This window comes from Streptomyces sp. NPDC001315 (genome assembly GCF_042896175.1).
In the GTDB taxonomy this organism is placed as follows: Bacteria; Actinomycetota; Actinomycetes; order Streptomycetales; family Streptomycetaceae; genus Streptomyces.
On record NZ_JBIAWZ010000030.1, the window covers coordinates 16,890 to 28,631 of the forward strand.

Annotated in this window: 11 protein-coding genes; 6 read left to right on the forward strand and 5 right to left on the reverse strand. The window is 73.4% G+C overall.

Going from position 1 to position 11,742, the window contains the following annotated elements:
- Window positions 1-35: 35 nt before the first annotated feature.
- The 3 genes from ACFY16_RS39615 (at window position 36) to ACFY16_RS39625 (ending at window position 3,232) form a co-directional block, all read left to right on the forward strand.
- On the forward strand, window positions 36-1,550 hold the full coding sequence (locus tag ACFY16_RS39615; protein ID WP_390652086.1) for an aromatic amino acid ammonia-lyase: 1,515 nt from the start codon (window positions 36-38) through the stop codon (window positions 1,548-1,550).
- On the forward strand, window positions 1,550-2,536 hold the full coding sequence (locus ACFY16_RS39620; protein ID WP_390652087.1) for a MurR/RpiR family transcriptional regulator: 987 nt from the start codon (window positions 1,550-1,552) through the stop codon (window positions 2,534-2,536). The genes ACFY16_RS39615 and ACFY16_RS39620 overlap by 1 nt, the downstream gene beginning before the upstream one ends.
- 111 nt (window positions 2,537-2,647) lie before the next feature.
- A complete protein-coding gene (locus ACFY16_RS39625; RefSeq protein WP_390652088.1) occupies window positions 2,648-3,232 on the forward strand; it encodes a hypothetical protein in 585 nt (194 codons plus the stop codon).
- 59 nt (window positions 3,233-3,291) lie between these two features.
- Here the strand turns inward: ACFY16_RS39625 and ACFY16_RS39630 are convergent, their stop codons facing one another.
- The 5 genes from ACFY16_RS39630 to ACFY16_RS39650 form a co-directional block, all read right to left on the reverse strand.
- A complete protein-coding gene (locus ACFY16_RS39630; protein WP_390652089.1) occupies window positions 3,292-3,666 on the reverse strand; it encodes a hypothetical protein in 375 nt (124 codons plus the stop codon).
- Between the two features lie 20 nt (window positions 3,667-3,686).
- The gene (locus ACFY16_RS39635; protein ID WP_390652090.1) at window positions 3,687-4,262 is read right to left on the reverse strand and encodes a roadblock/LC7 domain-containing protein; all 576 of its coding nucleotides are present in this window, start codon (window positions 4,260-4,262) and stop codon (window positions 3,687-3,689) included.
- A 46-nt stretch (window positions 4,263-4,308) separates the two neighbouring features.
- On the reverse strand, window positions 4,309-5,169 hold the full coding sequence (locus ACFY16_RS39640; protein ID WP_390652091.1) for a transcriptional regulator: 861 nt from the start codon (window positions 5,167-5,169) through the stop codon (window positions 4,309-4,311).
- Window positions 5,166-5,573 carry a hypothetical protein gene (locus ACFY16_RS39645; RefSeq protein WP_390652093.1) on the reverse strand — a complete coding sequence of 136 codons (408 nt, stop codon included), beginning with the start codon at window positions 5,571-5,573 and terminating at the stop codon, window positions 5,166-5,168. Before ACFY16_RS39645 ends, ACFY16_RS39640 begins: the two co-directional genes overlap by 4 nt.
- A gap of 169 nt (window positions 5,574-5,742) precedes the next feature.
- A complete protein-coding gene (locus ACFY16_RS39650) occupies window positions 5,743-7,272 on the reverse strand; it encodes a diaminopimelate decarboxylase (protein WP_390652094.1) in 1,530 nt (509 codons plus the stop codon).
- Window positions 7,273-7,387: 115 nt separating this feature from the next.
- On the opposite strand from ACFY16_RS39650, the gene hutU reads away from it, so the two are divergent.
- The 3 genes from hutU to ACFY16_RS39665 are packed head-to-tail and all read left to right on the forward strand — an operon-like array spanning window position 7,388 to window position 11,741.
- Window positions 7,388-9,052: a urocanate hydratase gene (hutU, locus tag ACFY16_RS39655; protein WP_390652095.1), complete on the forward strand. Its 1,665-nt coding sequence runs from the start codon at window positions 7,388-7,390 to the stop codon at window positions 9,050-9,052.
- Between the two features lie 38 nt (window positions 9,053-9,090).
- On the forward strand, window positions 9,091-10,386 hold the full coding sequence (locus ACFY16_RS39660; protein ID WP_390652142.1) for an allantoate amidohydrolase: 1,296 nt from the start codon (window positions 9,091-9,093) through the stop codon (window positions 10,384-10,386).
- Entirely contained in the window at window positions 10,383-11,741 is a 1,359-nt protein-coding gene (locus ACFY16_RS39665; RefSeq protein ID WP_390652096.1) for a formimidoylglutamate deiminase, read from the forward strand. The genes ACFY16_RS39660 and ACFY16_RS39665 overlap by 4 nt, the downstream gene beginning before the upstream one ends.
- The last annotated feature ends 1 nt before the right edge of the window (window position 11,742 follow it).

Genomic DNA, 11,742 nt, shown 5'->3' on the forward strand with positions numbered 1-11,742 from the left:
ATCGAGTGTCCGGATTGAGGGGAGTTTGGGGCTTTATGTCGTCTCGGATCGTGGACGCGCCGGATGCTGTGCGCACCGGGCCTGCCGGCCTCGTGGTCCTCGACGGGGTCGGTCTCGGCGTCGAGGACGTCGTACGCCTCGCCGACGGGACCGCCCGGCCGGTCCCCGGAAGCGAGGCGATGCGGCGGGCCGAGGCGTCCTGGGATGCCGCCCGGCAGATCGCGGCGACCGGCCGCGTCTACGGCCGCTCGACCGGCGTGGGCGCGAACCGGAACGTGGCCGTGCCCACCGAGGCGGCCGCCGAACACGGCCTGCGCCTGCTGCGCAGCCACGCCGGCGCCATAGGCGAGGAGCTGCCGGCCCGGCAGGTACGGGCGATGCTCGCCGTACGGGCCAACCAGCTGCTGGCGGGCGGCGCCGGGCTGCGGCCCAGCGTGATCACGGCCCTGTGCGAGGCGCTGGAGAGCGGCGCCTACCCGGTCGTCAACGAGTTCGGCTCGGTCGGCACCGGCGACATCGCGCCGCTGGCCCAGCTCGGGCTGGCCCTCGCGGGGGAGCACCCGTGGCGGGGAGCGGGCGCGCCGAAGGCCCAGGCCCTCGACAACAACGATGCGCTGGCCCTCATCAGCAGCAACGCCCTCACCCTCGGCCAGTCGGCGCTCGCCCTGCACGAGCTGCGCGGGCTGATCGAGGCCACCCAGGTCGTCGCCGGTCTCTCGCTGCTCGCGGTCGACGGCTCACACGAGGCGTACGCCGCCCCCGTACACGCGGCCCGCTCGCACCGCGGGTCCGGCGAGGTCGCGCGGCGGATGCGGGAGCTGATCGGCGCCGAGGACCGGCCGACGCCTCCGCTCGGCCGGATCCAGGACCCGTACGGCTTCCGCTGCCTGCCCCAGATCCACGGACCCGCGCAGGACGCGGCCGACGCGCTGGAGGAGGTGCTCGCCCTCGAGCTCAACGTGGCCGCCGAGAACCCCCTCATCTCCCCCGAGGGCATGTCCGCCTACCACCACGGCGGCTTCTACATGGCGCAACTTGCCCTCGCCCTGGACCACTTCCGGCTGGCGGTGACCCAGGTGGCCCGGCTGTCGACGTCACGGCTGTCCACGCTCAACGAGCCCGCCTTCACCCGCCTCCAGCCCTTCCTCGCCGACCACGAGCCCGCCTCGTCCGGCGTGATGATCCTGGAGTACTCCGCCGCGGCCGCCCTCGGTGAGCTGCGTGCCTGCTCGGCTCCCGCCTCGCTCGGCCACGCTGTACTCTCCCGAGGCGTCGAGGAACAGGCCAGCTTCGCCTCGCTCGCCGCCCGGCAGACGCTCCGTGCCTGCGGTGCGTACCGTCTCGTCGTCGGTTGCGAACTCGTCTCCGCCGTAAGGGCGTTGCGGCTGCGCGACCTCCGGCCCGATCCGGAGCTTCCGGTGGGCCGGGCGCTGGCGTTCGCCGAGTCGGTGCTCGACGAGGACATGGCCGACCGGCCGCTCACGAACGACGTGGCGGCGGCGGCCCGTCTGCTCGACCGGTTCACGGAGATCTGGAGGGGGAACGAGTGATGACCGCGGACACGGGCACGGACACGAGCGCCGAGACGAGCGCGGGCACGGGCACGGGCGCTGAGACGAGCGCGGACAGGGTTGCGGACGCGAGCGCCGACACGGGCGCGGTCAGGGGTGTGGACACGGGCGCGGACAAGGGTGCGGGTGTGCCGGACAGTCCTGCCGCACGGCTGCAGGCGCTCTTCGAGGGGCACCGGCTGACGCCGACCCAGCGGCGCATCGCGCACAGCATGGTGCGGCGGGCCGCCGATGTGCCGTTCCTGTCCAGCGTGGAGCTGGCCGAATTGGCCGGGGTCAGCCAGCCGTCCGTCACCCGCTTCGCCGTCGCCCTCGGCTTCGACGGCTACCCCGCCCTCCGCCGCTACCTGCGCGAGGTCGCGCCCGTCGAACAGACGGCGGACTCCCGGGCGTACAACGAGTACCAGCAGGCCGTCGAGGCCGAGATCGAGAACCTGAAACACCTCGCCGAGGTGCTCGCGGACCCGCGGCCCGTGCAGAAGGCCGGCCGGATCCTCGCCGCCTCGCGTCCGCTGCTCGTCCTCGGGCTGCGCGCCGCCGCCTCGCAGGCGTACGGCTTCGCGTACTTCGCCGCCAAGGTCCACCCGGACGTACGGCTGCTGCACGAGGGCGGCACGATGATCCACGACCGGATCGACGCCGCCGTACGGGCGGGCGCCTCGGCGCTGCTGTGCTTCGCGCTGCCGCGGCACCCGCGCGAGGTGGTGGACACCCTCGCCTACGCGAAGGAGGCCGGCCTGACCGTGGTGAGCGTCGCCGACTCCGCGTTCGCGCCCGTCGCCAAGGTGTCCGACCTGCTGCTGCCCGCCGCCGTCGGCACCGGGCTCGCGTTCGACACCGCGTGCGCGCCGATGCTGCTCGGGCGGGTGCTCCTGGAGGCGATGTGCGACGACCTGCCCGACGCGCAGGCCCGGCTGGAGGAGTTCGACGCGCGGGCGGCGGCACGGGGGCTGTTCGTGGAATGAGCCCGCCTGTTGAGCCGCCCGTCGGGTGCGGGCTGCTCTCAGATTCGTCTCACGTTCGCTCGTTAACGTGTCCGCACTACGGGACTGTGCCGGGTGACGAGGAGGCGGGACGTGGCGCGCGGAGGTCAGGGGCTGGCTCGGGTGGCCGTCGTCGTACGGGCCGGAGCGGCGCCGCTGTGGTGGGCCGGGGTGTTCGCGGCAGGTGTCGGTGTCCTGGTGCCGGGCTTCACCGGTCGCCGGATCGGGGTCATGGCGGGGGCGGCGCTGTTCATCGTCGCCGCCGCCGTCGTGTCGTACCGCCGCCGTAGGCGCTTCGCCGCCCTCGCCCACGGTGCCGCCCGGGCCGGCAAGCACGATGTGCTCCAGGACCGCGCGGTGACCGTGCGGAACTGGCGCCGCGCCCACCGCTGGTGGCTGCTGCTGGCCTGCGCGGTCGCGCTGGGCAGCTCCCTCGCGGTGCCCGCGGCCGGCGGGATGCTGCTGGCCGGCGCCGGTACCGGGCTGCGGCTGAAGGCCGCCTGGCTCGGTCGGCGCGAGCGGGCCGAGGACGCGCTGCTGTGGGTGCGGGTCGACTGGCTCGACGCACGCGGCGGGCGGCCGACGGGCAAGGCGGTCAAGGGCTACCGCGGCACCGGCATCGCGGCGGGCGACGCGGCCCCGGGCGGGGCCCGCCGCCGCACCGCGGCGCTGGTGTAACGGATACAGCGGATAGAGCGGGTGTAGCGGGTCTTTCAGGCGAGCCCGGGCACCCGGGCTCAGACTTCGAGGTCCTCCTCGATCTTCTTCAGCTGGTGGCGGGCCATCGCCAGGTTGGCCCGCTTGGCGTCGAGCACCAGGTAGAGGAACAGGCCGTTGCCGCCGCGCCCGCTGATCAGCCGGAGCAGGTGGTACTGGTCGGACAGGGTGATCAGGATGTCCTCGATCTGCCCCTTGAGCCCCAGGTGCTCCATCGTGCGCATCTTGGCGCGCACGACGTCGGTGTTGCCGGCGGCCGCGACATTCAGGTCGAAGCCTTTGCTGCCGCCCATCGTGCCCAGCGCCATCCCGCTGGTGTAGTCGACGAGCGCGACCCCGGTCGCACCCTCGATGGCGGCGAGCGCTTCTTTCAGTGCGGTCTCGGTGTTGGCCATGGCTGAGTCTCCTCGTTCTCTCAACTTTCGGTGGTGGTGCGCGCGTTGGTGGCAGTGGTGCGTGGCGCGCGAGGGGTCCTGGTACGTGCGGCCGTGGACTTGGTGGCCGGTGATTTGGGCTGCGGCTCGGGTTGCGGTTCGGTGGACTGCGGTTCGGAGGCCTGCGGTTCAGTCGGTGGTTCGGCGGGTGCGCCGGTAGGGGAAGCGGCCGTGGACGCGGCCGCCGCCTCCGCGTCGACGAGCTCGCCGATACGGGCACCGGCGCGGCGGCCCTCCAGGTGCAGCCGGCCGATGTTGACGCGGTCCTGGGCCAGCAGCGTCAGTACGGCGGTGCGGCCCGCCGCGTACGTGGCGACGTAGCCGTACACCCCGCGCACGAGCAGCTCGCGCAGGTCGCCCTGACCGGTCGCGTCCGTCAGTCGCGCCGCGACGCCGAGTGCCGTGGCGGTGAGCGCGGCCACGGTCTCCGGCGCGACGCCCGGGGTGTCCTGGGCGAGGACGACGCCGTCCACGCTCGCCGCGAGCGCGCCGGTCAGCTGGGGTACACGGGCCCTCAGCCGACCCAGCTCCTCGCGTATGTGGGGCTCGGCCGCCATCAGCTCTCTCCTCTCGGCGCGGGTTCGCTGCCGCGGGCTCTGCCGCTCAAAGGGCCTCCAGCGCATCCCTGAGCCTCTTCAGCAGCGTGATGTCGGGATCGGGGACGGAGGCGACGGAGGGAACTGCCGACGGCGACACCCGGGCGGGCGGCGGGTGCGGGGCCACGAGCCCGGCCGCCGCCAGCCGCCGTACGTCCACCAGCGTGTGGAACGCCTGCCTGCCCAGCTCCCGCGCGATGTCGGTCGCGTTGCGCACGCCGTCCACCCGGGCCAGTACGGCCGCCTGCCGAGCGGTGACCGCGGGCGCCGCGGCCGGGTCGGCCCGGACCAGCGGCGCGCTGTCGGTCAGCGGATCCGGCCAGACGCGCCGCAGCAGCTCGCGGCGGCGAAGCGTCTCGCGCTCCACGGCGGCCACGGCGACCGGGCGGACAGGGCTCGGCGGGTGCCCGCTCCCGTAGCGGAAGCGGCCCGGCGCGCTGCTCGGCGCCAGAGCGAAGTACGCGGCGTCGTACAGCGCCCCCAGCCGGCACAGCTCCAGCGCGCCCGCGCCGAGCCGGCCGCCGTCGACCACCGGTCGGCTCGCGCCGGGCCGGCTGTCGGTCCGGTTCAGTGGCCGACTGTCGGCCCGGTTCAGTGCTTCCTGCCGGGCGGCGGCGTCGAGGGTGCCGTGCGCCGTCAGGAGCACGTCGAGGCCGGGCGCGTACGGGCTCTCGGCGTGCACGACCTCGCCCTCGGCGAGGTGGAGCGTGCCGTGCTCGCGGACGAGGACGCCGGTGGCCCGCTCGGCGGCCAGCCGGGTCAGCATCGGGGAGAGGCCGCCCGTCCCCTCGCCGCTAGCCCTCTCGCGGGCCGCAGCCTTGTCCCGCACCGGCAGCCGGGGTGGCTCAGTGGTGCCGACCACGGTCATCCCAGCACCAGCCGTCCGGCCATCTCGCCCAGCCGGATGCGGGCCAGTGCGAGGTTGCCCTCCGCCCGGGCCAGCCACACGTGCAGGAAGACGCTGCTGTCGAAGGACGTGGGCACGAACCGCAACAGGTGGTAGCTGTCCCGGTTGCTGAGGATCAGATCCTCGACCGGCGGGGCCGTACCGTCGTCCGGCCCTCCACCCGTGCCGGCAGCGAGCGCGAACGTGCCGTGCTCGGCGGCCAGCCGGGCCAGCTCCGCGGCCTCGACGGCCGCCGCCTCGTGGTCACCGCCCGGTGACTCGCCGACCACCCCCAGGGCCAGTCCGCTCGTCCAGTCGACCAACGCGGCGCCCCGGGCACCGGGCAGCCGCATCGCTTCCAGTAAGCACTCGTCGATTCCGGGCACCGTCGCTCCCCTCCCGCCTCGGGTCCGGCTGAGTGACGCCGAAACTACGCACCGTGTGGGTGACGGGTGAGGGTTCTGGCATTTTCCGGTGGAACATGCGGCGGATGGCTAAGGTGGGTCGGCTGTGCTGGTTTTCATATCGGATGACCTGTGTGTCCGCCGGTGTGCGTCAACGGCGGTCGGGCGTGCGCAGGGCGGTGAGCGCCGACGCGTGCGCCCCTCCCGACTCGGCCACGATCTCCTCGACCGTCTGCGGCTCGCGCACCGTCGCGAAGACGGTACGGCCACCACCGCTCGAGGCGAAGACGGTACGGCCACCGCCGCCCGAGGCGAAGCCGTCCGGACCGTCGTCGCCCGGGACGAAGCCGTAAATCCCCGGCCGCGCCAGCGAGTTGTACGCGTAGTGGTGCGCGAAGTAGTACGCGCCCGTGTCCAGCGCCGCCGCGTAGTCCCCCTGCTCCAGCAGCGGCAGGGCGCGGCCCTCGGCCAGCAGGTCGCCCGCGAAGCAGGCGGGCCCGGCCACGTCCTGCACGACCGCCGGCCCCTCCTTGGGCCGCCCCTTCGCGTCGTACGCGGCGATCCGCAGCGGCCAGGACCCCGGCGCGTACACCGTCCGCGTAGCCACCTGCACGCCCGCGTGCGTGACCGCGACCGGCCGCCCGCCGGCGCTCTTGGTGTACTCCACCCGGGCCACCACCGTCCCGTGCTTGGCCAGCAGCGACCGCCCGAACTCGGTCACCAGTCCGTACCGCCCGTCGAACAGCCCCGGCACCGCCTCGCTCAGCAGCCGCGCGTACTGCGCGTACGTCGGAGCCGTCACGTCCGAGCCGAAGTTCACCGGCAGCCCGCCGCCGATGTCGATCGTGTCGACCTGCGACCGCCCGACCCGCCGGTTGATCTCCTCGGCGAGCGCGTACGTCTCCGCCACGCCCCGCACCATCAGCGACAGCGGGATGCCCTGCGACCCGGTGTGCGCGTGCAGCCGGCTCAGCCACGGACGGTCCAGATACGCCCGTACGACCCACTCGCGCGCCCCCTCGTCGCGCAGCGCCACCCCGAACTTCGAGGTCGCCGTGGCCGTGGACAGCGCCTCGATGGAGCCCGCCCCGACCTGCGGGTTCACCCGGATCCCGAGCGGGGATCGGCTGGTGGCCGACCGCACGAGACCGTCGATGCGGTCCAGTTCCTGCGGGTTGTCGGCGTTGACGGCGATGCCGAGTGCCAGCGCCTCGCGCAGCTCGGCCGGGGTCTTCGCCGGCGAGTCGAGCACGGTCCGGGCCGGCGGCAGACCGGCCGCCCGCGCCAGCGCCAGCTCGCCGGGGCTCGCCACCTCCGCGCCGATACCCTCCTCGCGCAGCAGCCGCAGCACCGGCACCAGTGGGGTCGCCTTCACCGCGAAGGCGTGCAGCACCGGCGTGCCGGGTGCCGTGACCGCGTCGAACGCCGCCCGCAGCTCCGCCGCCGACTCCCGGATGCCGATGACGTCGAGCAGCCCGACCATGGGAGCGCCGGGGCTGAGCAGCCCCTGCTCCACGGCGGCCCGGACCGCCTCGTCACGACGCGCGGCCCGCCCGGTGGTGCCGGAGTCGCTCCCGGACTCGCTGCCGTGGCTGTCGCCGCTGTCGATGCCGAAGGTCCGTTCCTCACCGTCGTTGCCGTTGTCCACAACATCCCCCGTCCTGTCGAGGTCCGCGCCCATACATCCAGCCAAACACCCACGACCTGCCCGTGCCGACGGACTCATGTATTGACTAGTTCTATTCAGATGGTCAGGATGTGAATAACGGCAGCAACAATCCGCTAGGAGGCAGACCATGTCAGGACCCCGCCCCGTACGAGCCCCGCGTGGTACGGAACTGAGCGCCCTGGGATGGCAGCAGGAAGCCGCCCTCCGGATGCTGCAGAACAACCTCGACCCCGAGGTCGCCGAGCACCCCGACAAGCTCGTCGTCTACGGCGGCACCGGCAAGGCAGCCCGTGACTGGCGCTCCTTCGACGCGATGGTGCGGACGCTGCGGACGCTGAAGCAGGACGAGACCATGCTCGTCCAGTCCGGCCGCCCGGTCGGCGTCATGCAGACCCACGAGTGGGCCCCGCGCGTCCTCATCGCCAACTCCAACCTCGTCGGCGACTGGGCCAACTGGGAGGAGTTCCGGCGGCTGGAGCAGCTCGGGCTGACCATGTACGGGCAGATGACCGCCGGGTCCTGGATCTACATCGGCACCCAGGGCATCCTCCAGGGCACCTACGAGACCTTCGCCGCCGTCGCCGCGAAGAAGTTCAACGGCACCCTCGCGGGGACGATCACCCTCACCGCCGGCCTCGGCGGCATGGGCGGCGCCCAGCCGCTCGCCGTCACCATGAACGACGGCGTCGCGATCTGCGTCGACTGCGACCCGCGCGCCATCGAACGCCGCATCGAGCACCGCTACCTCGACGTGAAGGCCGACTCCCTGGAGCACGCCCTCCAGCTCGCCGTCGAGGCCCGCGACCAGCGCAAGCCGCTCTCCATCGGCCTCCTGGGCAACGCCGCCGAGCTGCTGCCCCGCATGCTCGCCGAGGGCGCTCCCATCGACATCGTCACCGACCAGACCTCGGCGCACGACCCGCTGTCGTACCTGCCGGTGGGTGTGGACTTCGACGACATGGCGTCGTACGCAGCGAAGGACCCGGCCGGTTTCACGACCCGCGCGCGTGAGTCCATGGCCAGGCACGTCGAGGCCATGGTCGGCTTCATGGACGCCGGTGCCGAGGTCTTCGACTACGGCAACTCCATCCGCGGCGAGGCCCAGCTCGCCGGGTACGACCGGGCGTTCGCCTTCCCGGGCTTCGTCCCCGCCTACATCCGCCCGCTGTTCTGCGAGGGCAAGGGCCCCTTCCGCTGGGCGGCCCTGTCGGGTGAGGCCTCGGACATCGCGAAGACCGACAAGGCGATGCTGGAGCTCTTCCCGGAGAACGAGTCCCTCCACCGCTGGATCAAGATGGCCGGCGAGCGCGTCCACTTCCAGGGCCTGCCCGCCCGCATCTGCTGGCTCGGCTACGGCGAGCGCGACAAGGCCGGTGAGCGCTTCAACGACATGGTCGCGAGCGGCGAACTGGCGGCCCCCCTCGCCATCGGCCGCGACCACCTCGACTGCGGCTCCGTCGCCTCCCCCTACCGGGAGACCGAGGCCATGCTCGACGGCTCCGACGCGATCGCCGACTGGCCGCTGCTGAACGCCATGGTGAACGTCGCCTCCGGCGCGTCCTGGGTCTCCATCCACCACGGCGGCGGCGTCGGCATGGGCCGCTCCATCCACGCGGGCCAGGTCTCCGTCGCCGACGGCACCAAGCTCGCCGGCGAGAAGATCCGCCGCGTGCTCACCAACGACCCCGGCATGGGCGTCATCCGGCACGTCGACGCCGGGTACGACATCGCGGAGTCGGTGGCGGACGAGCGGGGCGTGCGGGTCCCCATGCGCGAGGGTGACGACGCGTGACGCAGCGAGCGGAGGCGGCGTCGGGCGGCGACTCCCTGATGGGGACCGGTGCTTCGGCGCCGACCGCGGGTCCGACCGCGGGTCCGACCGTGGTTCCGGACGCGGGTCCGACCGGGACCTCCTTCCACGACATGTGGCGCGAGCTGCTGCCCATCGGCCGGCACCCCGACTCCGGCGGCTACCGCCGCTTCGCCTGGACCGCCGCCGACGCCGAGTGCCGGGCCTGGTTCGAGGAGCAGGCCCGCTCCCGCGGGCTGGCCTACGAGGTCGACCGGAACGGCAACCAGTGGGCCTGGCTGGGGGACCCGGCCCAGGGGGACGCCGTGGTCAGCGGGTCGCATCTCGACTCCGTGCCCGACGGCGGGGCCTTCGACGGTCCCCTGGGTGTCGTGTCCTCCTTCGCCGCCCTCGACGTACTGCGGAGCAGGAACGCGCAGCTCAGCAGGCCCATCGCCATCGTCAACTTCGGTGACGAGGAGGGCGCCCGGTTCGGGCTCGCCTGCGTCGGCTCCCGGCTCACCGCCGGGCAGCTCACCGTGGAGCAGGCGCACCGTCTCACCGACGGCGACGGGATCACCCTGCCGCAGGCCATGGAGTCCGCCGGCTACGACCCCGACATCATCGGACCCGACCCGGAGCGGCTCGCCCGCATCGGTGCCTTCGTCGAGCTGCACGTCGAACAGGGGCGGGCGCTGGACCTGTCCGGCGACCGTGTCGGCATCGCCAGCGCCATCTGGCCGCACGGACGCTGGCGGTTCGACTTCCGCGGCGAGGCCAACCACGCGGGCACCACCCGCCTGGTGGACCGGCGCGACCCCATGCTGTCGTACGCCGAGACCGTTCTCGCCGCCCGCCGCGAGGCCGAACTCGCCGGAGCCGTGGCCACCTTCGGCAAGATCTCCGTCGAGCCGAACGGCGTCAACGCCATCCCCTCCCTGGTGCGCGGATGGCTCGACTCCCGCGCCGCCGGCCAGGAGACCCTCGACACCGTGGTCACCGGCATCGAGAAGGCGGCCCGCGAGTACGCGGCGGCCCACGGCGTCGACCTGGACGTGGTCCGCGAGTCGTTCACGCCGGTCGTCGAGTTCGACCACGCCCTGCGCGACGAACTCGCCCGCATCCTGGGCAACGACACCGACCTCAAGGTGCCCGTCCTCGGCACCGGGGCGGGACACGACGCCGGGATCCTCTCCGGGAGCATCCCGACCGCCATGCTGTTCGTGCGCAACCCCACGGGCGTCTCGCACTCCCCGGCCGAGTCCGCGGCCGAGGACGACTGCGTGGCCGGGGTGAGCGCACTCGCCGACGTACTGGAAGGGCTGGCCCGCAGGTGACACAGACCCACGCGCAGACCCACGCGCGGACGTACTGGCTGGAGCACGCCTGGCTCGACACCCATGTCGAGCCGGGCGTGGCCCTGGAGGTGTCCGAGGGCCGTATCGGCGCCGTCCGTACGGGCGTCGACTCCCCGCCCGCCGGCGCCGAGATCCTGCGCGGTCTCACCCTCCCCGGCCTCGCCAACGCCCACAGCCATGCCTTCCACCGCGCCCTGCGCGGCACGGTCCAGGTCGGCTCCGGCACCTTCTGGACCTGGCGCGAGGTCATGTACGCCTTCGCCGACCAACTGACCCCGGACACCTACCACGCACTCGCCCGCGCGGTGTACGCCGAGATGGCGCTGGCGGGCATCACCGCGGTCGGCGAGTTCCACTACGTGCACCACGCCCCGGGCGGCACCCCCTACGCCGACCCGAACGCGATGGGCGAGGCCCTGGTCGCGGCCGCCGCCGAAGCCGGTATCCGCATCACCCTCCTCGACACCGCCTACCTCTCCTCCGGCTTCGGACAGCCGCCCAACACCCACCAGCTCCGCTTCTCCGACGGCAGCGCGGACGCCTGGGCCGAACGCTGTTCAGTTCTCGAGGAACGGGATCACGCACGGATCGGGGCCGCGATCCACTCCGTACGGGCCGTGCCCGCGGACCAGTTGGCGACGGTGGCGCGGTGGGCGGAGGAGCGGCGGGCCCCGCTGCATGTGCACCTGTCCGAGCAGACCGCCGAGAACGACGCCTGCCAGGCCGCCCACGGACGCACCCCGGCCCAGCTCCTCGCCGACCACGGCGTGCTGGGTCCGCGCACCACCGGCGTGCACAACACGCACCTCACCGACACCGACATCACGCTGATCGGCGGCTCCGGCACCGGCACCTGCATGTGCCCGACGACGGAACGCGACCTGGCCGACGGCATCGGCCCCGCGGTCGCCCTCCAGCGCGCCGGCTCCCCGCTCTCCCTCGGCTCCGACAGCCACGCCGTCATCGACCTGCTCGAAGAGGCACGCGCGATGGAGCTGAACGAGCGCCTGCGCACCCGCACCCGCGGCCACTGGACGGCCGCGGCGCTGCTGCGGGCCGCCTCCGCGGACGGTCACGCGGCGCTCGGCTGGACCGACGCGGGTGCCCTCGAACCCGGCGCCCTCGCCGACTTCACGACGGTCGCGCTCGACTCGGTCAGGACAGCGGGACCCGTGCCGCGACTCGGCGCCGAGACGGCCGTATTCGCCGCGACGGCAGCGGACGTACGTCACACGATCGTCGGAGGGCGGCACGTCGTACGGGACGGGGCGCACACGCTCGTCCCCGATGTCCCGCAGGCGCTGGCGGCAGCGGTCGAAGCCCTGCGCACCTGAC

Bases quoted from the DNA above. Each gene is read 5' to 3' on its own strand.
- ACFY16_RS39615 (WP_390652086.1), top strand. From the start codon at position 36: ATGTCGTCTCGGATCGTGGACGCGCCGGATGCTGTGCGCACCGGGCCT.
- ACFY16_RS39620 (WP_390652087.1), top strand. From the start codon at position 1,550: ATGACCGCGGACACGGGCACGGACACGAGCGCCGAGACGAGCGCGGGC.
- ACFY16_RS39630 (WP_390652089.1), bottom strand. From the start codon at position 3,666: ATGGCCAACACCGAGACCGCACTGAAAGAAGCGCTCGCCGCCATCGAG.
- ACFY16_RS39635 (WP_390652090.1), bottom strand. From the start codon at position 4,262: ATGGCGGCCGAGCCCCACATACGCGAGGAGCTGGGTCGGCTGAGGGCC.
- ACFY16_RS39640 (WP_390652091.1), bottom strand. From the start codon at position 5,169: ATGACCGTGGTCGGCACCACTGAGCCACCCCGGCTGCCGGTGCGGGAC.
- ACFY16_RS39650 (WP_390652094.1), bottom strand. From the start codon at position 7,272: ATGGGCGCGGACCTCGACAGGACGGGGGATGTTGTGGACAACGGCAAC.
- hutU (WP_390652095.1), top strand. From the start codon at position 7,388: ATGTCAGGACCCCGCCCCGTACGAGCCCCGCGTGGTACGGAACTGAGC.
- ACFY16_RS39660 (WP_390652142.1), top strand. From the start codon at position 9,091: ATGGGGACCGGTGCTTCGGCGCCGACCGCGGGTCCGACCGCGGGTCCG.